We start from the raw sequence: 24,366 nt of genomic DNA on the forward strand, positions 1-24,366 counted from the left end.
GATTACTTCTTGGGGGGCATCAGCACGGTGTCGATGGTGTGCACCACGCCATTGGTTGCGCCCAGGTCGGCTGTTACCACAGCGGCGTTCTCCACCGTCACAAAGTCCCCGGCCTTGGCCAGGGCCAGCGTCGCTCCGTTCAGTGCCTTGGCGTTGCTGTTCTTGATTTCAGTGGCTGTGAGTTTGCCAGCGAGCACGTGGTAGCCCAGCACATCCTTCAGCTTTTCGGGGTGCTTGTTCAAGTCATCCATGGCCGCGGCGGGGACAGCTTTGAAAGCTTCGTTGGTGGGGGCGAACACGGTGTACGGTCCGCCGGATTTCAGGGTCTCAGACATACCGCTTTTGGCAACCAGGGAGTTGAAGGTGCTCAGCGACGGGTTGGTGGCAATGCTGTCGGCCAGGTTGACCGGGGTGGGTGTGGTTGCGCAAGCGGCCATAGCCAGCGCGACAGCGGCTACCAGCGCTGTACGGGAAAGACGTGCGAAAGAGGGAGTGTGTGACATGGCGATGGATCCTTGAACGTAACGGGTTTGTTGGAGGGGTAGAAACGGCTTAGCGTAGAAACGTCGTGTGACAGGTATGTGACAAATCCTTGAAAGTTTCGCGACAGGGCTTTGCGAGGGTCATTTGGTACAAATGGAAAGAAATACATGAAATTTGTCACCGACTTGTCACAAAACTTTCTTAAAGTCCCCTCACTCCTCCATCAACCGAATAAGGGTTAGCCATGCGAATCGCGTTCAAATTGCCACTTCTGTCCTTGGCCGTAGCGGCCTCCCTGGGTTTTTCTGGTGCGGTTGGCGCCCAGGAAATCACCGGCGCCGGCGCATCTTTCCCCGCGCCCATCTACTCCAAGTGGGCCTCTGAATACAACAAGGCGACTGGCGTCAAGGTCAACTACCAGTCCATCGGTTCCGGCGGCGGCATCAAGCAGATTGACTCCAAGACCGTAGATTTCGGCGCATCCGACGCGCCGCTTACCGATGAAGTGCTGAAGTCCAAGGGCCAGATGCAGTTCCCCACCGTGCTGGGCGGCGTGGTGCCGGTCATCAACGTCAAGGGCATCGAACCCGGTCAGCTGAAGCTCACGGGCCAGTTGTTGGGCGACATTTTTCTGGGCAAGATATCCCGCTGGAACGACCCGGCTATCAAGGCGCTGAACCTTAGCCTGGCTCTGCCGGATGCGGCCATCGCCCAGGTGCGCCGTGCCGACGGTTCCGGCACTACCTTCATCTTCACGAACTACCTGAGCAAGGTCAACGCCGAGTGGAAAGCCAAAGTGGGCGAGGGCACAGCGGTGAACTGGCCGGTGGGCGCCGGTGGCAAGGGCAACGAGGGCGTCGCAGCATTCGTGGCCCGCCTGCCCAACTCCATGGGCTATGTGGAATATTCGTACGTCAAGCAAAACAAGCTGAACTACGCGGTGATCCAGAACGCGGCTGGCAACTTTGTGAAGCCGGATGACGAAACATTCAAGGCTGCTGCTGCTGGTGCTGACTGGAACAAGTCTTTCTACCAAATATTGACGAACCAGCCCGGCAAAGATGCATGGCCCATTTCTGGCGCGACCTTCATCCTGATGCACCTCAAGCAGGACAAGCCCGCCAACGCTACCGAGACGCTGAAGTTCTTCAACTGGGCTTATACGAACGGCGCCAAGTCTGCTGCAGATCTGGACTACGTGCCTATGCCACCAGCCGTGGTCGCGGCCATTCAGAAGTCCTGGGGTGAGATCAAGGACGCGTCCGGCAAACCGGTCGCGTTCAAGTAAGCAGGACTGTGCACAGCAGGGACTTGCAAGGTACAACAACCATGTCAACTACACTCGTACGCGACGATTTCTCCTCCAGTCCCTCTGTAAACCAGTCGGTGCGCGCAATGACCCAACCTCCTCCTGTCAAGAGAGCCCGTTCGGGCCCTTGGGCTGATCTTGTTTTTGGCTGGCTGGCCAAGGGTGCTGCCCTGGTGACGCTTGGCATGTTGCTGGCGATCCTGGCATCGCTGACGATCAGCGCCTGGCCTGCCATCCACAAGTACGGCTTTGGTTTTTTGACCAGCACCACCTGGGACCCCGTCAAGGAGGAGTTTGGGGGCTTGGTGATGATTTACGGAACGCTGGCCACGTCCTTCATTGCGCTGCTGATTGCGGTGCCGGTCAGCTTTGGCATTGCGCTGTTTTTGACCGAGTTGTCCCCCGCCTGGCTTAAGCGCCCACTGGGCACGGCCATTGAACTGCTGGCGGCGGTGCCCTCCATTGTTTACGGCATGTGGGGCTTGCTGGTATTCGGACCGGTGTTGGCAACCTACGTTCAGCAGCCCATGCAGGCAGCCTTCTCCGGGGTGCCCTACCTGGGGGCGTTTGTCTCCGGGCCCCCAGTCGGTATCGGTATTTTGTCGGCCGGCATCATACTGGCCATCATGATCATTCCCTTCATTGCCGCCGTGATGCGCGACGTATTTGAAGTGACGCCCCCGCTGCTCAAAGAGTCTGCTTATGGGCTGGGCGCTACCACCTGGGAAGTAGTATCCAAGGTCGTGCTGCCCTACACCAAGACGGGTGTGATCGGCGGCATCATGTTGGGCCTGGGTCGCGCCATTGGGGAGACCATGGCCGTGACCTTCGTCATCGGCAACTTCAACCAGCTCGATTCCCTCAGCCTGTTTCAGGCTGCCAACAGCATCACCTCTGCGCTGGCCAACGAGTTTGCAGAAGCCGGCGAGGGTCTGCACCAGGCATCGTTGATGTACCTGGGTCTGGTGCTCTTCTTTATTACCTTTGTGATCCTGTCGCTGTCCAAACTGTTGCTGGCGCAGTTGCGCAAAAACGAGGGAGCCAAAACATGAGCGCGGCCGCACACCAACTCAAGCTTGACAAGTTCGCCCGTCGCAAGCGCGTCAACCAGTTGGCAACCGGCCTGGCGCTGGCTGCGATGGCCTTTGGCCTATTCTGGTTGTTCTGGATTTTGTGGGAGACCATTCTGTTGGGCGTGGGCGGACTGTCGGTTGCGACGTTTACCCAGATGACCCCGCCGCCCAACGAGGAGGGCGGCTTAGCCAACGCGATCTACGGGTCTTTTGTCATGGTGGCCCTGGCGACCGGAGTGGGCACACCAGTGGGCGTGATGGCAGGCATCTACCTTGCGGAGTTTGATTCCAAGAGCTGGCTGGCATCGCTGACGCGTTTCGTCAACGACATTCTTTTGTCGGCGCCGTCCATCGTCATTGGCCTGTTTGTGTACGCCGTAGTCGTCTCGCGTTTCAAGTCATTTTCGGGTTTCGCCGGAGTTGTTGCCCTGTCGCTGTTGGTGATTCCGGTGGTGATCCGCACCACAGAAAACATGCTGCAATTGGTGCCCGCAGGCTTGCGCGAAGCGGCCTATGCGCTGGGCGCACCGAAGTGGAAGGTCATCCTGAGCATCACTTTGAAGGCCGCGCGAACCGGCGTTATTACCGGCGTGCTGCTGGCTGTGGCCCGCATTGCTGGCGAAACAGCCCCGCTGCTGTTTACCGCGTTGAGCAACCAGTTCTGGACTTCTTCTCTGAGCGAACCGATGGCCAGCCTGCCGGTGACCATCTTCAAGTTTGCGATGAGCCCGTATGAAAACTGGCAGAAGCTGGCCTGGGCTGGCGTCTTCATCATCACCGTAGCGGTACTGGGTCTGAACATTCTGGCGCGGGTACTGACCCGCTCCAAGGCTTGATACCTGCGGTAGCACTCATTCAAAGAATATTCCATGCTAAACACCTCTACTGCACCCGAGAAGACAAAGATCGCTGTCAAGGACCTGAACTTCTTTTATGGCAAGTTCCATGCTTTGAAGGGCATCAACCTGCAGATCCCCGAGAATAAGGTCACAGCCTTCATCGGCCCGTCCGGCTGCGGCAAGTCCACGCTGCTGCGCGTGTTCAACCGCATGTTTGAGCTTTACCCCGAGCAGCGCGCAGAGGGGCAGATCATGCTGGACGGCGAGAATCTGCTGACCAGCAAAGAAGACGTGGCCCTGCTGCGCGCCAAGGTGGGCATGGTCTTCCAGAAGCCCACCCCGTTCCCGATGTCCATCTTCGACAACATCGCCTTTGGCGTGAAGCTGTTCGAGTCACTGAATGCCAGCGACATGGAAGAGCGCGTGGAGTGGGCGCTGCGCAAGTCGGCACTGTGGAACGAGGTCAAGGACAAGTTGCACCAGAGCGGTTCCAGCCTGTCCGGCGGCCAGCAGCAGCGCCTGTGCATTGCGCGCGGCATTGCGATCAAGCCTGAAGTGTTGTTGCTGGACGAACCTTGTTCGGCACTAGACCCTATCTCGACCGCCAAGGTGGAAGAGTTGATCGTGGAACTCAAGAGCGACTACACCGTGGTCATCGTCACGCACAACATGCAGCAGGCGGCGCGCTGTAGCGACTACACGGCCTATATGTACCTGGGCGATCTGGTGGAATTCGGCGCCACCGAGCAGATGTTTTTCAAGCCCACGCGCAAAGAGACAGAAGACTACATCACCGGCCGATTCGGTTAATTCAATGTGTTTGCGGGACAGACCTTTAGCGCTGTCCTCAACTGATTAGTAGGAGACATATGGCTGACAAACACTTATCGACGCAATTTGATAGCGAACTGACCTCCGTGTCCTCCCAGGTCATGGAGTTGGGTGGACTGGTGGAGTCGCAAATCCGGCGCGCTATCTACGCCTTGTCGCAATTCAGTGTCGAGGTCGCCAACGAGGTGACCGCCAACGAGGCCCGCGTCAATGCGATGGAGATCGAAATTGATCGCGACCTTTCCTCCATCATCGCCCGCCGCCAGCCCACCGCGCGGGACCTTCGCTTGCTGATCGCTATTTCCAAAACCACGGCCAACTTGGAGCGGGTGGGAGATGAAGCAGAAAAAATCGCGCGCATGGTGCGCTCCATTATCCAAAGCGGATCTCCGCGCTCGCTGCCTTCATTGGAGTTGCGTGTCGCGTCTGATCTGGCGTCGGGCTTGCTCAATAAGGCATTGGATGCCTTTGCCCGGCTAGACGTCGCGGCTGCGGTCGCCATATTGAAAGAAGACGATCTGATCGACGCTGAGTTCGATGGTTTTGTGCGCAAGCTCATCACGTACATGATGGAAGACCCGCGCATGATCTCGCCCAGCCTGGACCTGCTGTTCCTGGCCAAAGCTATTGAGCGCATCGGTGACCACGCCAAGAATATTGCCGAGTTCATCATCTACGTGGTGAAGGGTGAAGACGTGCGACACACATCGATGGAAAAAATCGAGTCGGTGGTTAGATGATGTGCCCTTACGCTCCACCGATACGCGGGTCACTGCCCTCCGAGGGGGCGAATTTTCCTTGGGGCGGCCCTGCGGCGAATTGTCGCCCCCCCGCCTTGTGCGCGATGCCATCGCTGAGGCTTTCATGAGAAATATGCCCTCCGTGCTGGTGGTGGAGGACGAGTCCGCCATCGCTGAACTCATTGCTGTCAATCTGCGGCACAACGGATTTCGCCCCATTTGGGCAAGCGACAGCGTTACTGCCCAGCGCGACCTGGATGCTGGCTTGCCCGATCTGATTCTGCTGGACTGGATGTTGCCGGGTGAAAGTGGTTTGGTGCTGGCGAAACGGTGGCGTGCCGACCCTCGTACGCGATCAGTGCCAATCATCATGCTGACGGCACGTGGAGACGAGGCAGACCGTGTAGCCGGCCTGGATGCCGGTGCGGATGACTATATTGCGAAACCCTTTTCGACCAAAGAGCTGTTGGCGCGCATCCGCGCCGTGCTGCGCCGCCGAACACCCGAACAAGCCGGCGAGACGTTAACCATTGGCTCACTTGCCCTTGACCCTTCGACGCACCGTGTTTCGTTTGATGAAAAGCACCTGAAATTGGGTCCCACGGAATTCAAACTGTTGCACTATTTAATGGGTCATGCCGAACGCGTGCACAGCCGCGCCCAGCTGCTCGACAAAGTCTGGGGCGACCATGTTTACATTGAAGAGCGCACGGTGGACGTACATGTCAAACGCCTGCGTGAGGCACTGAGTACTGCTGGCTCCATGGTTGAAACAGTGCGGGGCGCCGGCTACCGCCTCACAGCTACTCCCGTTCCAGTCGTGGCTGTTGCGGAAAAGACCGGGCCGTAGTTGCGCGCCCATTACCGCATGTTTTGGCGAGTGCTCTCATTGGTGCTGTGTCAGGCCGGCGCAGCTGTGTTCGGCTGGATGCTTGCGCCCCTGGGTGATGAATGGCACTTTGCGCTGGCCATGGCATTGGCCGGTGGCTATGTTTGGTTCGTACTGGATGGCGTTCGCGGTCTTCGGTTGCTTCGCTGGTTGCAGGGGGGCGCATCTACCGATGTGTCCATTGGAGCGGGTCTATGGGGTGAGGCCTACGACCGCATACGCCGCATGCTGCGCGCCAGCAGCCGGTTGACAGTTGAGAGCGAAAGCCGGTTAACAGATTTCCTTGCCGCGCTTCAGGCCTCTCCAAACGGCGTGGTGTTGCTAGACGCTGAGGCCCGTATCGAATGGTTCAACCAGACGGCGGCGGACCACTTTGGCTTTGACGCAAGGCGTGACCTGTTGCAGCATTTTGGCAACCTGGTGCGCGACCCAGTCTTTGCCGCATACCTTGCCGAGCGGGATTTTCTACACGGTGTCACGATGCCCGGGCGGGACAGCAGCAATGCCAAACCGGTCACGCTGTCGGTGAACCTGCACCCCTATGGCGATGGTCGCCTGTTGTTGCTGTCCAGGGACATCACGGCCGTCGAGCAGGCGGAAGCCATGCGGCGCGATTTTGTTGCCAATGTCTCGCACGAGATTCGCACGCCGCTGACGGTGCTGGCCGGTTTTGTCGAAACACTGCAGACGCTGCCGCTGGATGACCGCGAGCGACAGCGTTACCTCGGCTTGATGTCGCAACAGGCCACCCGCATGCAAACCCTGGTCAGTGACCTGCTCACGCTATCCCGGCTGGAGGGTAGCCCGTTGCCGTCTACGCACGAGTGGGTATCGGGTGATGCTTTGATGGAGCAGTGCGAGCAGGATGCGCGTGACCTGTCGCACCTGCTGTGGTCCCAGTCCCATGACCTGCGGTTTGATCGCGTGCCCGGGTGCGAGATCGCGGGCTCTGCGCTGGAGCTGCACAGTGCAATGTCCAATTTGATTGGCAATGCAATCCGCTATACGCCCGCGCAGCGCCGCATCGACGTGGGTTTCAAATCGCTGCCAGAAGGTGGAGCTGTCTTTTTCGTCAAGGACCAAGGGCCAGGCATTGCGCAGGAACACATTCCGCGCTTGACCGAGCGCTTCTACCGGGTAGACAGAAGCCGTTCGCGTGAAACGGGTGGTACCGGTCTGGGCCTTGCCATCGTCAAGCACGTGGCACAACGCCATGGGGCTGAGCTGTCCATCGACAGCTTGCCGGGTAGGGGCTCTACTTTTTCCCTGACGTTTCCGCCGCAACGGGTTCGCTCGGCATTGGAAGTACCGATTCTGCATTGACCAAAGCGTTAGTGTTGCGCTTGAACAGCAACACGGATTCACCACGGATCGGGGGATGCTGGACCAACTCCTGCAGCGTCCACGTGGAGGGGGCTATATACGATGGGGTCGACAAATCTGGCAAAGGTTCAACCAGCAGCCAAGGACAGTGCGCTGTGGACTGCATGGGCATCAGGTGCAAGTTGCCATAAAACTGGAAAGCGGCAATCTGTCCTTGTCCCAGCCCCAAGGTTTCCACGCAACCTGGAGGCGACATTTGCAACTTGGTCCGTTGCACCAACAGGGCGTAGCTTTGAACATAGTTGAGCGCCGGCATGCACAGCGTCATGAACAGCAGCCAACTGAGTGTCGCGCCGCCCGCTGGCAGAACCAGACTCTTCCAGATGGCGGCGCGGTGGCGGCCCACGCGCCACTTGACGAGCGCGATCCAGGCAACGGTTGCAACGGCCGCGACTGTAAAGGCCAGCAGTGAAAAACTGGCCTGGAACCCGGGAGCCAGGCGCGCCACGTTGGCCGCAGGTTGTGCAGGTACGCCCGTTTGCATCGCAATCCAGTGCACCCAGATCGTGAATGCGCAGCCGGTGAAGAACAGCAGCGTGAACCAGTCGATCAGCGCCGAAACCTGGCGTTTGAGCGTAGGCAGCGCAAAGGCCGCCAGCGTGGCTAGGGCCGGCAGCGCCAGCAGCAACGTGCGGTCTGACGACCCGGTCGTCAACGTGGCCACGGCACACACCAGAACGAACCAGGTCGGCAGCGCGATATGGCGACTGATGCGGCGGCTGAACAGTTGGTAGCGCCAGCGCCACAGTGTCCACAGCGTCAAGGGCCATGCGGGCCAGGTGAACCACACCAATAACTCCACATAGCCACTCCAGTCGGACCACAGCGCGCGCGGCAACTCAATCTTCCAGCGCAGCAGACCCAAGGCGAAGGCCAGTGCGGCGCCGACGAGGGTAGTGAGCACGATGGCGATGCTTTCGCGTGCCACGCGGCGTCTGCGTGCGGTGTCGGGCACGTCGGCTTCACGGTCTGCGTAGTGCAAAACTGCACTGCCCAAACCGAACAGCATGGCCAAGCTTGGCGCACCCGACAGCGAAAGGCCGACCAGGCCCACAGCAGAAGCGATGGCAGGGCCATGCCGGCGGTAGGGGAGCGCGCCCATCGCATAGAAGAAGAGCGCAGAGAAACCCAGTTGTACCAGCGCTGGTGTTGCCTCATGCGCCAACTGCGCCAAACCGAGGCAGGCAATAAAGGCGAGTAGCCCGCCGTCGGCCATGGCACGCGCGTAGTCGGCTGGCAGGGCCTCGCCGCCAAACGCAAAGGGAACGGGCTGGGCAAGCGGGTTGCGGGCCAGATAGTAGGTGCCGTACCAGGTGGCAACCATGGCCAGACCCAGGAACAGCAGGAAAGGGATGCGCACAACAAAGTCTGCGCTGGCCCAGGCGGGTGCCAGTTGCAGGGCCCAAGCCCCTAGCCAATAGGGTAAGACCGCTGGGTTATCGGCCGGGTAGCCCATCAGCGTGGGCGCCAGCCATTGGGATGTACCCTGCACCAGCTCCGCCATGAAGCCGAGAGTCGCCATGTCTTCGGTCTTCCATGCATCGCGACCCAGAAAACCAGGCAAGGCGTAGGCTAGGCACAGCAATACCAGTGCCCAGCGTGGCAGGCGTCGGGCGCCGGCTTGGGTGACGATGGCGGGGTTTGGGTGGTTCACAGATTCATGGAATGCATAAAAAAAGCAGCGCGGAAATCCGGGCTGCTTTTTTGGTGACGTTTCAGGCCAAAACCTGAAGCCGCGTTACTTCGCGACTGTAGCGGTTGTCTTGCCGAAACGGTTACGGAACTTCTCAACACGGCCACCCATGTTGTCCACAGATTTTTGTGTGCCAGTGTAGAAGGGGTGCGATTCGCTGGTGGTATCGAGCTTGATCCACGGCAGTTCGCGGCCGTCTTCCATTTTGATCATTTCCTTGGCGTTGGCGCAAGAACGGGTCACAAATTTGAAGCCGTTGGACATGTCCTGGAAGCACACGTCGCGGTAATTGGGGTGAATGCCTTCTTTCATGGTCTCTTCCTGAAGTTGCGGGAGCCGGGTCAGCCATGCGCAACCCTTTGCGCATTGAAATTCTTGGCCTACTTTCCGCGAAACGGCGAATTATACAACTAAATCAAGGACTTGTAGCCCCCACGTTCCACCGCTGCGCGGATCGCTGCCCCCTCAGGGGGGCTAATTTTGCTTGGGGCGGCCCGGCACAAAATTGCCGTTTCGCCGAGTTGCTTTAGCCTCCGCGGCGCATCATGTCAAAGAACTCGCTGTTGGTCTTGGTGGCCCGCATTTGCTTGAGCACCATTTCCATTGCTTCGATTTCGTCCATGTTGTACAAAAACTGGCGCAGGATGCGGGTCTTTTGCAGGATCTCGGGCTGCAGCAGCAACTCTTCGCGGCGTGTGCCACTGCGGTTGAGCTGGATAGACGGGAACACGCGCTTTTCGTACAAACGGCGATCCAGGTGGATTTCGGAATTGCCGGTACCCTTGAATTCTTCAAAGATCACTTCGTCCATACGGCTGCCGGTATCGACCAGCGCGGTGGCGACAATGGTCAGCGAGCCGCCTTCTTCCACATTGCGGGCGGCACCCAGGAAGCGCTTGGGGCGCTGCAGGGCATTGGAGTCCACGCCGCCGGTCAGCACCTTGCCACTGGAAGGCACCACGTTGTTGTACGCGCGGGCCAAACGGGTGATGGAGTCCAGCAGAATGACCACGTCTTTTTTAAGTTCGACCAGGCGCTTGGCGCGCTCGATGACCATTTCGGCCACGTGCACGTGGCGGGCGGCTGGTTCGTCGAACGTCGAAGCGATCACCTCTCCCTTGACGGTGCGCTGCATTTCGGTCACTTCTTCCGGCCGCTCGTCGATCAGCAAGACCATCAGGTAGCTGTCCGGGTAGTTGGTGGAGATCGCATGGGCAATGTGCTGCATCATCACGGTCTTGCCGCTCTTGGGCTGCGCCACGATCAGTGCGCGCTGGCCTTTGCCGATGGGGGCAATGATGTCGATGACGCGCCCGGTGATGTTTTCTTCACCCTTGATGTCGCGCTCCAAGCGCATCTGCTCCTTGGGGAACAGCGGCGTCAGATTCTCGAACATCACCTTGTGCTTGTTCTCCTCGGGGCCGCCACCGTTGACCTTGTCCAGCTTGTTCAGTGCAAAGTAACGCTCGCCGTCCTTGGGCGTGCGCACTTCACCTTCAATCATGTCACCGGTGTGCAGGTTAAAGCGGCGTACTTGGCTGGGGCTGATATAGATGTCGTCCGTGCTGGCCGTAAAACTGGTGTCAGGGCTGCGCAAAAAACCAAAACCGTCGGGCAGGATTTCCAGCACACCATCGGCAATGATCTGCTCGCCAGCGCGCGCGCGCTTCTTGATGATGGCGAACATCAGCTCCTGCTTGCGCATACGGCCGGTGTTTTCAATCTCAAGCTCTTCGGCTTGCTTGAGGACTTCCGACACGTGCAGTGCCTTGAGTTCGTTTAAGTGCATGGAATGGGTCCCGTGTGGGAAATGACCGAGAGTTCGGGTTAATGAGAGAGAGAAAAATCAGGGGAGGGGGTGAGGCAAGACCTGCGACTTGGCCTCTGTGTTCTTAGCCCGGGTAGCGGGACCAGCCCTTGTGGGTTGCTGGTAACTGTTTTGAATTATGACAGGAAATTGCCCCCACGCTGCACATTGCCTCCACGCTTGCCAGTGCCTGTACTGCGCTGCCCCCCGCGGGGGGCGAGTTTTCCCTAGCGGGGCTGACCGCAAAGCGGTCCAAAACCTAGGGGCGGCCCGTCGGAAAACTGCCGGGAGGAGAGACCGAATCAGGCCAGCTGCTGGTCAATAAAAGCAATCAATTGCGCTTTGCTCAACGCACCAACCTTGGTCGCAGCCAGTTGACCGTCTTTGAACAGCATCAGTGTGGGGATGCCGCGGATGCCGAACTTGGCGGGAATCTCACGGTTCTCATCCACGTTCATCTTGGCAATATTGAGCTTGCCCTGGTATGCGGTAGAGACTTCGTCCAGAATCGGAGCAATCATTTTGCAGGGACCGCACCATTCGGCCCAATAGTCCACCAGAATCGGCTGTGCGGACTGCAGCACCTCGGATTCGAAAGTGGCGTCGGTTACATGTTTGATCAGGTCGTTGGCCATGGAGGGATCCTTTTTGAGTTTTGTGATACGTCTAAAGTGGCGACCATTGTGACAGAAAGCAAGACCTTACCCAGCCCGCGCTGCCTATGACCAGCATAGTGAAAATTGATCCCCCACCACTGCCCGCGGCGGCTGGTCTTGCAGCGTCCCATCCGTCCCTGCGGCTATGGACCACTGCGAGCCATGGTCTGCTGCCGCGCATCCATGCGGTGATGCAGCGCCGCGGAGCCCACCCGGCCCGTGCGATGGTTCTGCTGCCTTACGCGCAACTGCGCCCGTTGGCCGCTCGGCTGTGGGCCCAGCAATTCCCCGATGGCTTTGTGCCGCAGTTCGAGACCACACAAAACTGGAGCACCAGCATGGGCTGGCCCAAGCCGGGCGCGACCGACATCGCCTTCGACATGGCGCAGGACACGCTGACCGCCTCGGCCTTGCTGCGTGCGGCAGGCCTGGGCGCACAGGAGGATGCGTTGGCCGGGCTGCTGGTGCAGGCCGCACACCAGTTGGGCCCGATGGCCGCCGCACGTGCACCGGTCGACCGCCCGCAGTGGGCGCACGAGGCCCGCGCCGCCGCGGCACTGGGCATGGACTCCCCCGCACTGGCCACCGAGGCCGCAGTGGCCCGTATTGCCGTGGAATGGGCGGCCCAGTCTTCCTTTGCTGGCGACCTGTTGTTTGACGCCGGTGTGCAGGCCGGCGTGGATTGCCTGGTGGTTGTGCAGGGCTTGGCGGCCGATCCTATGCTGCCCGTGCTGCAACAGCTGTGGGGCGACCGCATGGCGTGTCTTGCGCTGGCCGCGCAGCCGGTATCAGCACCGGAGCTGACGGCCAGCTCCATCGCCTGGCACGCCTGCAGCGACGCCGAAGACGAAGCGCAACGCACAGCAGCCTGTGCCATCGCCCACATCGCAGCCGGACGCTATCCGCTGGCGCTTGTGTCGTCGGACCGCGCGCTGACGCGCCGCGTACGCTCGATGCTGGAAAGTGTGGACGTACAGATCCGTGATGAGAACGGTTGGAAGTTGTCCACCAGCCATGCCGGCGCGCAAGTCATGGCCCTGCTGAAAGCCGCGGTGTGGAATGCCTCCAGCGATGCCGTGCTGGGTTGGCTCAAGGGCGCCCCCGCGTTCTCCACGGCGGGCGTCGGCGAACTGGAAACCGCGATCCGACGCGACCAGAGCAGTGACTGGCGTCGCGTGGCCTACGGTGCTGCTGTGAAAAAGTCGCCGTCCTGCCTGCAATGCCATGCCGCCGCTGATGTGTTGCGCGATGACCTGCAGGGCAGCCGCACGCTGGTGGGCTGGCTCAATGCGCTGCGTGCTGCACTGCAGGGCAGCGGACTGTGGGATGGCCTGCATGCTGACGAAGCCGGCACCAAGGTGCTGGCGGCTCTGCGCCTGGCCGGCCCAGAGCTGCAGGCTTGGGAAGCGCTGTCGCAGCAGGCGCTTTGGTCGGCGCGGCGCATGGACCTGGCCGAGTTCACGCACTGGGTCAACCAGGCCTTGGAGGGCGCCAGCTTCCAGCCTCCGTATCCGCTGCATGAGCAATTGGTCATTTTGCCGATGAGCCAGATGCTGGGCCGGCCCTTCGCGGCCGTGGTGCTGGCCGGTTGCGACGAGGTACGCCTGAACCCATCACCCGAGCCACCCGGCGGGTGGACCGCCTCCCAGCGCGCCGCCTTGGGCCTGCCATCGCGCGACGACTTGCAGGCCATCACCACCGCGGCTTGGCTGCATGCGTTGCAGACGCCGTTCTGCGATGTGCTGTGGCGCTGCAGTGACGATACCGGCGAGACCCTGCTGCCCAGCGTGCTGGTGCAGCAAGTGCAACTTGCCAGAAGCAACCCGCCGTTGGCGGATGACCCCCGCCAGGCCAGGCTGGTCGCGCCGGCACCCGTGCTCCCCCCGCTGCCGGTCGGGCAACAGGTCCCGGTCGCCTATTTGTCGGCCAGCGCCTATGAGGATTTACGCAACTGCCCTTACCGGTTCTTTGCGATGCGCCAGCTGGGTCTGCAATCCGCCGACGAGTTGGATGCCAGCGTGGACAAGCGGGACTTTGGCCTGTGGTTGCACGATGTGCTCAAGCGCTTCCACGAAGCCCTGGCCCCGCGCAACCACCCCAGCGCAGAGCTTAAAAAGCAATTGCTGGAAGAGTCCGCCGTTGCCACCACCGCATCCATGGGGCTGGGCGAGGGGGAATTCCTGCCCTTCGCCGCGGCCTGGCCCGCGGTGCGCGACGGTTATCTGCGCTGGCTGGACCGCCACGAGGCCAGCGGTGCCATCTTCGACCGCGCGGAAGTGGCGCAGACCCAGCGTGTGGGTCCGGTCAAGCTGCTGGGGCGCATTGACCGCATAGACCGGATGGCGGATGGATCGGTGCTGGTGCTGGACTACAAAACCGAAGCCAGCGCCAAGACCGCAAGCCGCACCAAGGACCCGCTGGAGGACACCCAGCTTGCCTTCTACGCCGCGCTGTTGCCCGAGGACACGCTGCAGGCCGCATATGTGAATGTGGGTGAAAAAGACGCCACCAAATCCTATTTCCAGGCCGATGTGGTGGAGGCACGCGATGCGCTGATCGCCGGCATCGTCGTCGATATGGAGCGAATTGCGCTGGGCACACCGCTGCCCGCACTGGGCGAGGGTTCTGCCTGTGATTTCTGCCAAGCGCGTGGTCTGTGCCGCAAAGACTTTTGGAATATCACATGACGACCGGGTACGACGATTCCCAGCATCCCCCGCCAGAAGCCTGGGCGGCAGAGCGTTCTGCTCCGTGTCCCCCGCCCGCTTCGCAGGCTCCTCCTTTACCTGCGCAGAACGCTCCGCCGCCCAGGCTTCCGGCTGCGTTCGAGCACAACGGGGCTACCGTCGAGCGCACGCGTTTTTACGCCATCGCTTGCGACCCGCGTCGCAGCGTTGCAGTCGAAGCTTGTGCGGGAGCAGGCAAGACTTGGATGCTGGTCTCGCGCATCGTGCGTGCACTGCTCGAGGGCAGCGCACCGCATGAGATATTGGCCATCACCTTCACCAAAAAAGCCGCCGGCGAGATGCGCCAGCGGCTGCAGGAATGGCTGCTGCATTTTTCACACCAGAGCGATGCCGAACTGCGCCAGGAGCTGATCCACCGCGGCCTGACGCAGGAGCCCACCACCACTCAATTGCAGACCCTGCGCGGCCTGCACCAGGCCCTGTTGCTGGCCGGCAGACCGGTACAGATCCGCACCTTCCACAGCTGGTTTGCCGCGTTGTTGCGCAGTGCGCCGCTGCAGGCGCTGGCTGATCTGGGTTTGCCCGGCCAATACGAACTGCTGGAAAACGATGCCAAGGCCGTGGCCCAGGTCTGGCCCCGTTTCCAGGCGGGCGTGGCGGGCCAGCCCGATGCGCGGCAAGACTACCTCGACGCCGTCGCCACCCACGGCCGGCACCAGACACAAAAGGCGCTGGAGGCTGCGTTGTCCAAACGCGTTGAGTTTGCGCTGGCTGATGCACACGGCGTTGTGGACGCCTCGGTGCTGCACTTTGCCGAGCAGTTCCCCGACTTGGCCGGCGTGGCCTCACCCGCAGACCTGCTGAACAGCGACCGTGTGCGCGGCCTGCTGCTGGACGCAGCGCGGCTGCTGGGGGCATCGACGCTGAAGACCTGCCTGGATGCGGCCACCGCGCTGGAGCAGGCCGTCACCGCCGGAGACCTCGCCGCTGCGCAGGATGCGCTACTGACGCAAAAAGGCACACACCGCAAGCTCAGCGACAAGTTGGCCGGCATAGAAACCGTGCGCCAGGCCCAAGACTGTCTGGTTGCAATCGCCCAGGCCCAGGCCCAGCATGCGGCATGGCTGCACCAGCAGCGCATGGCGCGGCTGACCCGCCTGCTGGTCGTCGCCTATGCGCAGCTCAAGCGCGAACGTGGCTGGATCGACATGGGCGACCTGGAGCGCTCAGCACTCGCGCTGATGTCCGACCCCGTTCTCAGTGGCTGGGTGCAGGAGCGGCTGGACGCCCGCGTGCGCCACCTGCTGATCGACGAGTTTCAGGACACCAACCCGCTGCAGTGGCAGGCCCTGAGCGCATGGCTGTCCAGCTATGCCGGTGCCGGCCATGCGCCCAGCGTGTTCCTGGTGGGCGACCCCAAGCAAAGCATTTACCGCTTCCGCCGCGCCGAGCCCCAGGTGTTCAAGGCGGCCCAGCGTTTTGTGGCCGATGGTCTGGGTGGCGACCTGCTGAGCTGCGACCACACACGGCGCAATGCGCCAGCCATTATCGGCCTGGTCAACGCGGTGATGGCCCAGGCCCAGCAGGCACAGGAATTTGAGGGCTTTCGCGCGCACAGCACCGAGTCCACAGAGGCCGGGGCCATCTTTAAACTCCCACGCATCGCCCGTGCCGCGGACGACGACGCAACTGCCGATCTGGCGGCGGAAAATGAGGCTGACGGGCTGATGGAAGGCCTGGCCGGCGGCTGGCGCGACTCGCTGAGCACACCGCGGCTGATGGCCGAAGAAACCCGAAAGACGCTGGAATGCCGCCAGGCCGCGCAGTGGCTGGCGCAGCAGCTGCAAACCGGCGTGCTGCGACCGCAGGACATCATGGTGCTGGCCCGCAAGCGCGAGCGCCTGGGCCTGATGCAGGCCGAGCTGGCCGCGCTGCGCATCCCCGCCCAGCAGCCCGAGAAGAACGAACTGGCCGACATGCCCGAGGTGCAGGACGTAGTAGGCCTGCTGGATGCGCTGGTGTCCCCGGCACACGACCTGTCGCTGGCCCGGGCGCTGAAGTCGCCGCTGTTCAGCGTCTCGGATGACGACCTGGTGCAACTGGTGCTGTGCCAGCGCGCGCTGCAGGCCGCAGCCCAGTCGGCGGCCCAGACTTCGCTGTTTGACGACGTAGCGGCGTCCGACCCTGCACCCAAGCCGTCCGCCAAACTGTCGTGGTACCAGGTGCTGCAGCAGGCAACGGATTTGCCCCCCACCTTGGCTCCCATCGGTGCCACGCTGGCGCTGTGGAAAAGCTGGGTCGATACGCTGCCGCCGCACGATGCGCTCAGCGCCATCTACCACCACGGCGACGTGCTGGCCCGCTTCGCCGCCGCCACGCCGGCCAACCAGCGCGAGGCCGTGCTGGCCAACCTGCGCGCGCTGCTGTCGGCGGCGCTGCAGGTGGACGGCGGGCGCTATGTCACCGCTTATGGCCTGGTGCGTGCCTTGCGCGCGGGCGGCAACCAGGCGCCGGTGCGGGCCGATGCGCACGCCGTGCGGCTGCTGACCGTGCACGGCGCCAAGGGCCTGGAAGCGCCGTTGGTGCTGCTGCTGGACACCGACGGGGAGGCGCTGAAGGCCCAGACCATGGGCGTGCTGGTGGACTGGCCGGGCGAAGCCGCCTATCCGCAGCGCTTTGTCTACCTGGCCAGCGAATCCAGACCGCCGGCCTGTGTCGTCGACGTGCTGGCCATTGAACAGGCCGCCCGCCGCCGCGAAGAGCTGAACGCGCTGTATGTGGCGCTGACCCGCACCCAGCGCACGCTGGTGCTGTCCAGCCTGCAGCCGCATATTCCCAACCCCGGCAGCTGGTGGCAGCGCCTGCAGGAGCATGCGGCCGATGCGCTGTGGCAAGACGAAACCGCCAGCGCCATGGAAGGCGTGGACACGGTTGAAGAGGCGTTCTTCACGCTGCCTTCATTGCCAAATATGCCGCTAGCCCTCGTGCAGCGACCACAAGCTGCTACGAATTTTGTAGCGCCTGCAGAAACCGAAACACCTGGGGACAGCCTGTACAGTCGCATCGGCCAGGCCATGCACCGCCTGTTGGAGCGCTATCTGCCACCGCACGCCACACCAGCGGCAACGGCTACGCCCTCCTGGCCAGACGCGCTATGCGATGGCGTGGCGCAGGAGTTCGCGTTGGACGCCGCCCAGTTCGACGCCGCGCGGGCCATGGCGGCGCGCATCTTGCAAGGCGAGGGCGCATGGGCCTGGGATGCCGATCAACTGGCCTGGCACGGCAACGAAGTGGCCCTGGTGCACCAGGGCCGGCTGCTGCGGCTGGACCGCCTGGTGCAGCGCCGGGCACAAGGGCAGGGGGCCGATGACGGACAATGGTGGGTGCTGGACTACAAATCCAGCGCCCAACCGCAGTTGCAGCCCGAGCTGCGCGCCCAACTCCTGGAATACCAGGCCGCGGTTGCCAAGGCCTATGCCGGACACACGGTCCGCGCCGCTTTTTTGACTGCCTTTGGCACATTGATTGAACTACAAGCCCCATGAACGCTGATTCCCCCACGCCATCCCTGTCTTCGCCGTCCCTGCCCGTTGTTGTGATCGGGGGCGGCCCGGCCGGCCTGATGGCTGCCCAGGTGCTCAGCGACGCCGGAGTGCCGGTACACCTGTACGACGCGATGCCGTCGATTGGCCGCAAATTCCTGCTGGCCGGCAAGGGCGGGCTTAACTTGACCCACTCCGAAGGCGCAGACACCTTTGCAGGCCGCTATGGCGCACGCCGCGAGGCCATTGCCGGCCTGTTGCAAGACATGGACGCCGGTGCCGTGCGCGCCTGGGCCGAGGGCCTGGGCATAGAAACCTTCGTCGGCTCGTCGGGCCGCGTGTTTCCCAAGGACATGAAGGCCGCGCCCCTGTTGCGCGCCTGGCTGCAGCGGCTGCGCAATCCTGTCGGCGCTATCGGCGCTATCGGCGCTATCGGCGTGCAGTTCCACATGCGCCACCGCTGGACCGGTTGGGCGGAAGACTCCAGCCTGGCATTCGACACCCCGCAGGGCACCGTGCACGTGCAGGCGGCTGCCGTCGTGCTGGCACTGGGTGGCGGTAGCTGGGCCCGGCTGGGCTCCAACGGGGCCTGGGTGCCGCTCTTGGCCGCGCGCGGCGTGGCCGTGGCGCCACTGCTGCCAGCCAACTGCGGGTTTGATGTCCAAGGTGGCTGGAGCGAACACTTCTCCAGCCGTTTTGCCGGCCAGGCCTTCAAGACCGTGAAGATTGCGGTCAACACTTCGCAGGGCGTGGCCTTTGCCCGCAAGGGTGAGTTTGTGGCCAACGCTACCGGCGTCGAGGGCAGCCTGGTCTATGCCGCGTCCAGCCTGCTGCGGGATGACATCATCCGCACCGGCAGCGCCACCTTCCACCTGGACCTTTTGCCCGATATGAGCGCCGAGAAGGTGTTGGCCGAGGTGCGCCACCCGCGCGGCACACGCTCGCTGTCCAGCCACCTGAAGAGCCGGCTGAATATTGACGGCATCAAGGCCGGCATCCTGTACGAACTTGTGTCCAAGGAGGCGATGGCCGACCCGGTCCAATTGGCCGCAGCCATCAAGGCCGTGCCCATCACGCTGACCGCCGCGCGCCCATTGGACGAGGCTATCAGCACCGCCGGCGGTGTTCTGTTCGAAGCGCTGACGCCAGGGCTGATGCTCGAATCGGTGCCCGGTGTGTTCTGCGCCGGTGAGATGCTGGACTGGGAAGCCCCTACCGGCGGCTATTTGCTGCAGGCCTGCTTTGCCAGCGGCCAGCGTGCAGGGCGGGGCGTGCTGCAGTTCCTGCAAGCCAACTCAAAAGCTAATTAAGGCTGTAGCCCCCGTGGGCTGTGCGTAAGCAGCTATAGATTTGGTAGCGGTTTGGGTGGTGCTGGATTGGCAGCTATGCCGGGCGCGTGGCGCTTAGCATTCGCAACTGCGGCGGCTGTGTGCCGCGTCTGTCAGCGACGCTGATGCAGTTGTTCAGAGAAAAATGAGGTTGACGAGCCTTGACCCCAGCACTAGCTCCACAGTTAGGGCTGCTTGGTTCCCCACCTGACCCGGTTGGCCGCTTCACCATGTGGGAAGGCCCGTCAGCATAGATTGTAGCCGCAGGAAATTGACCTCAAAGAGGCGTGGGGGAAGTCGGGGTGGGTTTGCCCGTTGAAAAATGGTAGCGGTTGCGCCCAGCGCCCTTGGCGTCGTACATGGCGCGGTCGGCGCGGGCCATCAGTTCGGTAGCGGTGCGACCGTGTTCGGGGTAGAGGCTGATGCCGATGCTGAAGCCCACCTGCAATTCCGTACCCCGGTACAGGATGGGGGAGCGCACGCTTTCGAGCAATTTTTCGGCGATATTGGAGATGTCTTCGCGCTGGGTGGGGTTGTCCAGCAGCACGACAAATTCGTCCCCTCCCATGCGGGCAATGGCATCGACCTTGCGGGTCGTGGCGACCAGCCGCAGTGCGACGATTTTCAACAGCGCGTCGCCGCCAGCGTGGCCCCAGCGGTCGTTGAGGGCCTTGAAGTTGTCGACGTCGATGAAGAACAGCGCAAAGTGTTCGCCGCTGCGCTGGGCGCGCGACAGGGCCTGGTCCAGCCGCTCCTGGAAGGCGCGGCGGTTGGGCAAACCGGTCAGCACGTCGTGCCGTGCCATGTGTTCCAGCTCTTCGCGGTTTTCTTCCAGGTCGCTCAATTGCTGGCGGATCTCGTCCTGCATCTGCTGGAAGCTGCGGGCCAGCACGCCGATCTCATCCTGCCGCTCAATCGCCGGCGTCGGCGCGGGTACCAACTGGTGGTTGAGGGCAAAGCCCTGCACGGCCGCGCTCATGGAGTTGATGGGCTTGGTGACCGCGCGGGCCACCAGCGCCGCAATCACCACGCACACCAGGCACAGCCCGATCACCAGTTGCAACACCACGACGCCCAGCTTGTCGGCCTGCTCCACGACGTGGGACAGGGGCTGCGCCAGCCCCAGCACGAAGTTGTCCTCGTCGCTGCTGATCGGCACGGCACGGCTGACGAAAGATGCGACCACAGGCGCACCGGCATGGCGGCCATCGCTGACTTCCATCAGCGCTTCGGTGAGCTTGCCCTCGACCAGCTCCCGGGTGGCAGGAAACTCGTCCTGCACCAGCGCGCGCTGGCCCCGGTCAAAGCCAAAGCTGCGGCTGGAGTCGGGGTGGATCAGGAAGTCGCCCCGGCTATTGGCCAGGAACAACTGGAAGTCCCTGGGCAGGTCGGCTGCCAGCGTTGCAAACACTCCGTTCAAATCCACATTGATGACGACGGCGCCTACTGCGCGACCGTCTGGCGTAACGACCGGCATTGCCAGTATCACCGAGGGCTGGTCCAGGCCGGCATGGGCGCCGCGCTCATGGTTGATGACGATGCGCGACAAATAAGTGGCACCGGCCGGCAAGCGCAAGGTGCCCGACACGTAAGAGAAATGGCCTTTCTCCTGCAAATCATCGCCCTGCACGCGGACGATGCGGTCATCGGCCCGGTCCACGCGGACCCGCTCCAGGCCGTGGTCGCTGGCGGAAATCAGCCGGATCTGAAAGTACGCCGGGTTGGCCTGCATCACCGATTCGAACAGGCCGGCCAGCTGGTCCTGCTGCGCCGGTGTCGCGTTCGGCGCCAGCGCGGCCAGCGCCATAGTGCTGCCGCTGAGCACCTGCAGGTTGCGCGACACTTCGTCCCGGCTCAGCGTGACCCGGCGCGCCAGCACCACAGTGGTGGTCAGCAATTCCCCCTTGGCCGACTGCACCAGCAGGTCGCGGCTGGCCTGGTAGGCATAGAAACCGGTCAGGCCCGCAGCCAGGATGCTGACCCCGGCCAGCAACAGGCCCAGCTTCCATGCGATGCCGAATTTCATGGAGCCAACACCCTGCTGGCGCGGTCGCCGGCCAGAATGCGTTCCCACAGCGCGCTGCGCCGGTCCACGTTCTCAACCGGCTCCAGCCAGACGATGCGGTCCTGCGGGCGCAGGTACGGTGATTCGGAGGTGGTGTTGGCCAGGCCCTGGCGCGTCAGCAGCGCGTGGCCGGCCTGGGGCTCCAGAAAGAAGTTGATCCAGGCCTGGGCCAGCTTGGGGTTCTTGGCGCCGCGGGTTATGGCCCAGCAGTCCAGCCAGGCCAGCGCTCCCTCTTGCGGCACGACGTAGCCTACGTCCACACCGGCTTTCTTGAGCAACTGCACCTGCTGCGAGCCGTAGTTGGCAAACATCAGCGCCGCATGGCCGTTCTTGAACATGGCGACCGATTCCTCGGGCTGGGTGTAGAAGCCTTGCGCATTGCGCCGCAGCGCAATCAGCTGGTCCACAGCGGCCGGCCACTCGTTGCCGCCCAACCGGTACGGCGTGGCGTCGCCCATGGCCTGGGCTGCCAGCGAGAAATTGTGCGAGCCACCGTTGTACAGCAGAACCTTGCCGTGGTAACGGGGATCCCACAGCGCTCGGATGGATGTAGGAGCAGGCTTGACCTGCTGTTTGTCATAGACCAGGCCCATTTCGGAGTAGGTGTACGGTATGGCGTAGACCTTGCCCCCATGCACTACCCCCGGTATGCGTTGGAAGTCGCGAAAGCGCGGCAGTTGGGCCGCCGTGTTGGGCACGGCGCTGGTGTCAACAGGGACGACCAGCGCAGCGCTGATGTAGCGCTGCAATTCCGCGGTGTTGACGGCAAACACGTCAAAATCGGCGGCCTTGTTTTTTTGGAGCTTTTGCCACATCACATCGTCGGAGTCGATGAAGGTGACCTCTACCTTGCTGCCGGTCTTTTGCTCAAAGGCCTTGACCAGATCAGGGTCGGCATAGCCCGGCCATGTCAGCACCCGCAGCACATCCTGTGCCTGGGCGGACATGGCGGCCGAGAACACCAGCGCTACCGCCGCAGCCCATTTCAGGCCGCCAAGCAGGTGCCTGCAGCGAAAAATACAGATTGCCATGGAGTCTCGATAGTGGCCGGAATGGGTGAGCGTTCAGTCTAGCGCAGCGGTTGCCGCTTTGTAATGGCCTGTGACAAAGATAAGCAAAGAAAAGCAGCCCAGGCCGCCCTTTAGAATCGCCCCATGTCCTACCTCGTGCTCGCCCGCAAGTACCGCTCCCGCAATTTCACCGAAATGGTGGGGCAGGACCATGTGGTGCAAGCCCTGACCAATGCGCTGACCACCCAGCGCCTGCACCACGCCTACCTGTTCACCGGCACCCGGGGCGTGGGCAAGACCACGGTGTCGCGCATCCTGGCCAAGTCGCTGAACTGCCAGGGCCCGGACGGCAATGGTGGGATAACCGCCAGCCCTTGTGGAATATGCCAAGCCTGCTCCGATATTGATAGCGGACGCTTTGTCGACTACACCGAGCTGGATGCAGCTTCCAACCGTGGCGTGGATGAGGTGCAGGCCCTGCTGGAGCAGGCGGTCTACAAGCCGGTGCAAGGGCGCTTCAAGGTCTTCATGATCGACGAGGTGCACATGCTGACCAACACGGCGTTCAACGCGATGTTGAAGACGCTGGAAGAGCCACCGGAGTATCTGAAATTTGTGCTGGCCACGACCGACCCGCAAAAGGTGCCGGTCACCGTGCTGAGCCGCTGCCTCCAGTTCAACCTGCGGCCGATGGCGCCCGAGACCATACGCGAACACCTGACCTACGTGCTGGGCCAGGAAAACGTGGCCTCCGAGCCGCAGGCCCTGCGCCTGCTGGCCCGTGCGGCCCGCGGCTCCATGCGCGACGCGCTGAGCCTGACCGACCAGGCCATTGCCTTTGGCTCTGGCCAGTTGCAGGAGGCGACCGTGCGCCTGATGCTGGGCAGCGTGGACCGGTCTTACGTGTTCCGCCTGATCGAGGCACTGGCCACCGGCGACGGCAAGACCGTGGTTGAAACCTCCGAGGCGCTGCGTCTGAATGGTCTCAGCGCAGCTTCCACGCTGGAAGAAATGTCCACCGTGCTGCAGCGCATGGCGGTGGTGCAGGCCACCGGTTCTGCAACCGATGACGACAGTGACCCCGAGGCGCAAGACACGGCCCGCCTGGCCGCGCTGATGCCGGTGGACGAGACCCAGCTGCTGTACAGCATCTGCCTGCACGGCCGCGCTGACCTGGGCCTGGCGCCCGATGAATACGCCGCGCTGACCATGGTGCTGCTGCGCTTGCTGGCTTTCAAACCGCAGGGCGCACAGCCCACAGCGGAAAAAAAAACTCTAAATAGGCCTGCGGCGCCACCGGTTGCGCCTTCGCCAGTCTCAAAACCGCCGTCCGTTCAGCCCTGGGAAGACGAACCCGTTCCCGTAGATGCATTACCTGCCGAGCAGCCCGCGCCACAGGCCCGTCCGCAAGCGCCGCCTGGCCAGGTGTTGCCCGTGCGCGAAAGCGCCAGGCCCGGCGCCCACACCGATGCGGATGACGACGGCCGGCCGGATCTGCCGGATGTCTATGTGCCAAATACGGCTGCAGCCCCCGTGCAGCGCCCACAAGCAGCTACCAAAATCGTAGCGGTTCCGGTGCGTGCCCAGGCGGAGTCACGCGCAGACGTTGCCGCGCAACAGGCACCCCATACGCTGGTGCCTACCGAAGAAGGCGACTTTTGGCACGCCACGGTGCAGCAGCTGATCAAGGCCGAGGCCATCAATGCCATGGTGCGCGAACTGGCCCTGCAATCGCAGTTGGTGGCGCGCGATACCGACCAGTGGATCCTGCGTGTGGAGCGCGAATCGCTGAACCAGCCCGGTACCCGGGAGCGACTGACCAACGCCCTGAAAACGGTCGGGCATGATGTGAAGCTGGTCGTGGAAATTGGCCGCGTCAACGACTGCCCGGCGCGGCGCAACACGGCGGCTTCCGAAGAGAAGCAACTGGCCGCCGAGAAGATTATTTTTGACGATCCCTTCGTGCAGAGCATGATGCGGGACTTTGGCGCGAAAATCGTACCCGGTTCCATCAAGCCGCTCTAGTGCGCT

General features: G+C 62.4%; 18 protein-coding genes and 1 other RNA gene. 11 read left to right on the forward strand and 8 right to left on the reverse strand.

What is annotated here, in order from left to right; translation table 11 throughout:
• Positions 1-2: 2 nt before the first annotated feature.
• Complete coding sequence (locus AC097P_RS14840) at positions 3-503, reverse strand: fasciclin domain-containing protein (RefSeq protein WP_479611202.1); 501 nt, start codon at positions 501-503, stop codon at positions 3-5.
• Positions 504-727: 224 nt separating this feature from the next.
• Here AC097P_RS14840 and pstS point away from each other — a divergent pair, with 224 nt between their 5' ends.
• The 7 genes from pstS to phoR all read left to right on the forward strand — a co-directional run bounded on the left by pstS (position 728) and on the right by phoR (position 7,487).
• Positions 728-1,771, forward strand: coding sequence for a phosphate ABC transporter substrate-binding protein PstS (pstS, locus tag AC097P_RS14845; protein WP_479611203.1), 1,044 nt, complete (start codon positions 728-730; stop codon positions 1,769-1,771).
• A gap of 41 nt (positions 1,772-1,812) precedes the next feature.
• Complete coding sequence (gene pstC / locus AC097P_RS14850) at positions 1,813-2,844, forward strand: phosphate ABC transporter permease subunit PstC (protein WP_479611204.1); 1,032 nt, start codon at positions 1,813-1,815, stop codon at positions 2,842-2,844.
• Positions 2,841-3,701, forward strand: coding sequence for a phosphate ABC transporter permease PstA (gene pstA, locus AC097P_RS14855; protein ID WP_479611205.1), 861 nt, complete (start codon positions 2,841-2,843; stop codon positions 3,699-3,701). The genes pstC and pstA overlap by 4 nt, the downstream gene beginning before the upstream one ends.
• Positions 3,702-3,734: 33 nt before the next feature.
• Positions 3,735-4,514: a phosphate ABC transporter ATP-binding protein PstB gene (gene pstB, locus AC097P_RS14860; RefSeq protein WP_479611206.1), complete on the forward strand. Its 780-nt coding sequence runs from the start codon at positions 3,735-3,737 to the stop codon at positions 4,512-4,514.
• A 59-nt stretch (positions 4,515-4,573) separates the two neighbouring features.
• Positions 4,574-5,275 carry a phosphate signaling complex protein PhoU gene (phoU, locus tag AC097P_RS14865; protein ID WP_394786465.1) on the forward strand — a complete coding sequence of 234 codons (702 nt, stop codon included), beginning with the start codon at positions 4,574-4,576 and terminating at the stop codon, positions 5,273-5,275.
• A 124-nt stretch (positions 5,276-5,399) separates the two neighbouring features.
• Positions 5,400-6,125 (forward strand): phosphate regulon transcriptional regulator PhoB, encoded by a 726-nt coding sequence (phoB, locus tag AC097P_RS14870; protein WP_479611207.1) that lies wholly within the window; start codon positions 5,400-5,402, stop codon positions 6,123-6,125.
• Between the two features lie 18 nt (positions 6,126-6,143).
• Positions 6,144-7,487: a phosphate regulon sensor histidine kinase PhoR gene (phoR, locus tag AC097P_RS14875; RefSeq protein ID WP_479611208.1), complete on the forward strand. Its 1,344-nt coding sequence runs from the start codon at positions 6,144-6,146 to the stop codon at positions 7,485-7,487.
• Here phoR and AC097P_RS14880 read toward each other — a convergent pair.
• From AC097P_RS14880 to trxA, 4 genes are all read right to left on the reverse strand, one after another.
• Complete coding sequence (locus AC097P_RS14880; RefSeq protein WP_479611209.1) at positions 7,420-9,201, reverse strand: hypothetical protein; 1,782 nt, start codon at positions 9,199-9,201, stop codon at positions 7,420-7,422. The genes phoR and AC097P_RS14880 overlap by 68 nt on opposite strands.
• Positions 9,202-9,285: 84 nt before the next feature.
• On the reverse strand, positions 9,286-9,552 hold the full coding sequence (locus AC097P_RS14885) for a type B 50S ribosomal protein L31 (RefSeq protein WP_479611210.1): 267 nt from the start codon (positions 9,550-9,552) through the stop codon (positions 9,286-9,288).
• Between the two features lie 214 nt (positions 9,553-9,766).
• Positions 9,767-11,029, reverse strand: coding sequence for a transcription termination factor Rho (rho, locus tag AC097P_RS14890; protein WP_479611211.1), 1,263 nt, complete (start codon positions 11,027-11,029; stop codon positions 9,767-9,769).
• 320 nt (positions 11,030-11,349) lie between these two features.
• Complete coding sequence (gene trxA, locus AC097P_RS14895) at positions 11,350-11,682, reverse strand: thioredoxin TrxA (protein ID WP_479611212.1); 333 nt, start codon at positions 11,680-11,682, stop codon at positions 11,350-11,352.
• An 86-nt stretch (positions 11,683-11,768) separates the two neighbouring features.
• On the opposite strand from trxA, the gene AC097P_RS14900 reads away from it, so the two are divergent.
• Genes AC097P_RS14900 through AC097P_RS14910 form a run of 3 tightly spaced genes read left to right on the forward strand, consistent with a single transcriptional unit; the run spans position 11,769 to position 19,242 of the window.
• The gene (locus tag AC097P_RS14900) at positions 11,769-14,390 is read left to right on the forward strand and encodes a PD-(D/E)XK nuclease family protein (protein ID WP_479611213.1); all 2,622 of its coding nucleotides are present in this window, start codon (positions 11,769-11,771) and stop codon (positions 14,388-14,390) included.
• Positions 14,387-17,935: a UvrD-helicase domain-containing protein gene (locus tag AC097P_RS14905; protein WP_479611214.1), complete on the forward strand. Its 3,549-nt coding sequence runs from the start codon at positions 14,387-14,389 to the stop codon at positions 17,933-17,935. Before AC097P_RS14900 ends, AC097P_RS14905 begins: the two co-directional genes overlap by 4 nt.
• Positions 17,932-19,242 (forward strand): TIGR03862 family flavoprotein, encoded by a 1,311-nt coding sequence (locus tag AC097P_RS14910; RefSeq protein WP_479611215.1) that lies wholly within the window; start codon positions 17,932-17,934, stop codon positions 19,240-19,242. The genes AC097P_RS14905 and AC097P_RS14910 overlap by 4 nt, the downstream gene beginning before the upstream one ends.
• Before the next feature lie 168 nt (positions 19,243-19,410).
• On the opposite strand, the gene ffs is transcribed toward AC097P_RS14910, so the two are convergent.
• The 3 genes from ffs to AC097P_RS14925 form a co-directional block, all read right to left on the reverse strand.
• Positions 19,411-19,507, reverse strand: an RNA gene (gene ffs, locus AC097P_RS14915) — signal recognition particle sRNA small type.
• Between the two features lie 30 nt (positions 19,508-19,537).
• A complete protein-coding gene (locus AC097P_RS14920) occupies positions 19,538-21,286 on the reverse strand; it encodes a diguanylate cyclase domain-containing protein (RefSeq protein WP_479611216.1) in 1,749 nt (582 codons plus the stop codon).
• Positions 21,283-22,356 (reverse strand): ABC transporter substrate-binding protein, encoded by a 1,074-nt coding sequence (locus tag AC097P_RS14925; protein WP_479611217.1) that lies wholly within the window; start codon positions 22,354-22,356, stop codon positions 21,283-21,285. Before AC097P_RS14925 ends, AC097P_RS14920 begins: the two co-directional genes overlap by 4 nt.
• Before the next feature lie 123 nt (positions 22,357-22,479).
• Here AC097P_RS14925 and dnaX point away from each other — a divergent pair, with 123 nt between their 5' ends.
• Positions 22,480-24,360: a DNA polymerase III subunit gamma/tau gene (dnaX, locus tag AC097P_RS14930; RefSeq protein WP_479611218.1), complete on the forward strand. Its 1,881-nt coding sequence runs from the start codon at positions 22,480-22,482 to the stop codon at positions 24,358-24,360.
• Positions 24,361-24,366 lie beyond the last annotated feature (6 nt).

The sequence above is a fragment of the Rhodoferax sp. ZS1R8 genome, from assembly GCF_056521325.1.

Coding starts and splice junctions, on each gene's coding strand:
- phoR (WP_479611208.1), top strand. CDS start 6,144: ATGTTTTGGCGAGTGCTCTCATTGGTGCTGTGTCAGGCCGGCGCAGCT.
- pstA (WP_479611205.1), top strand. CDS start 2,841: ATGAGCGCGGCCGCACACCAACTCAAGCTTGACAAGTTCGCCCGTCGC.
- AC097P_RS14900 (WP_479611213.1), top strand. CDS start 11,769: ATGACCAGCATAGTGAAAATTGATCCCCCACCACTGCCCGCGGCGGCT.
- AC097P_RS14885 (WP_479611210.1), bottom strand. CDS start 9,552: ATGAAAGAAGGCATTCACCCCAATTACCGCGACGTGTGCTTCCAGGAC.
- phoB (WP_479611207.1), top strand. CDS start 5,400: ATGAGAAATATGCCCTCCGTGCTGGTGGTGGAGGACGAGTCCGCCATC.
- AC097P_RS14910 (WP_479611215.1), top strand. CDS start 17,932: ATGAACGCTGATTCCCCCACGCCATCCCTGTCTTCGCCGTCCCTGCCC.
- trxA (WP_479611212.1), bottom strand. CDS start 11,682: ATGGCCAACGACCTGATCAAACATGTAACCGACGCCACTTTCGAATCC.
- pstB (WP_479611206.1), top strand. CDS start 3,735: ATGCTAAACACCTCTACTGCACCCGAGAAGACAAAGATCGCTGTCAAG.
- pstC (WP_479611204.1), top strand. CDS start 1,813: ATGTCAACTACACTCGTACGCGACGATTTCTCCTCCAGTCCCTCTGTA.
- AC097P_RS14920 (WP_479611216.1), bottom strand. CDS start 21,286: ATGAAATTCGGCATCGCATGGAAGCTGGGCCTGTTGCTGGCCGGGGTC.
- phoU (WP_394786465.1), top strand. CDS start 4,574: ATGGCTGACAAACACTTATCGACGCAATTTGATAGCGAACTGACCTCC.
- dnaX (WP_479611218.1), top strand. CDS start 22,480: ATGTCCTACCTCGTGCTCGCCCGCAAGTACCGCTCCCGCAATTTCACC.
- rho (WP_479611211.1), bottom strand. CDS start 11,029: ATGCACTTAAACGAACTCAAGGCACTGCACGTGTCGGAAGTCCTCAAG.
- AC097P_RS14905 (WP_479611214.1), top strand. CDS start 14,387: ATGACGACCGGGTACGACGATTCCCAGCATCCCCCGCCAGAAGCCTGG.
- AC097P_RS14925 (WP_479611217.1), bottom strand. CDS start 22,356: ATGGCAATCTGTATTTTTCGCTGCAGGCACCTGCTTGGCGGCCTGAAA.
- AC097P_RS14840 (WP_479611202.1), bottom strand. CDS start 503: ATGTCACACACTCCCTCTTTCGCACGTCTTTCCCGTACAGCGCTGGTA.
- pstS (WP_479611203.1), top strand. CDS start 728: ATGCGAATCGCGTTCAAATTGCCACTTCTGTCCTTGGCCGTAGCGGCC.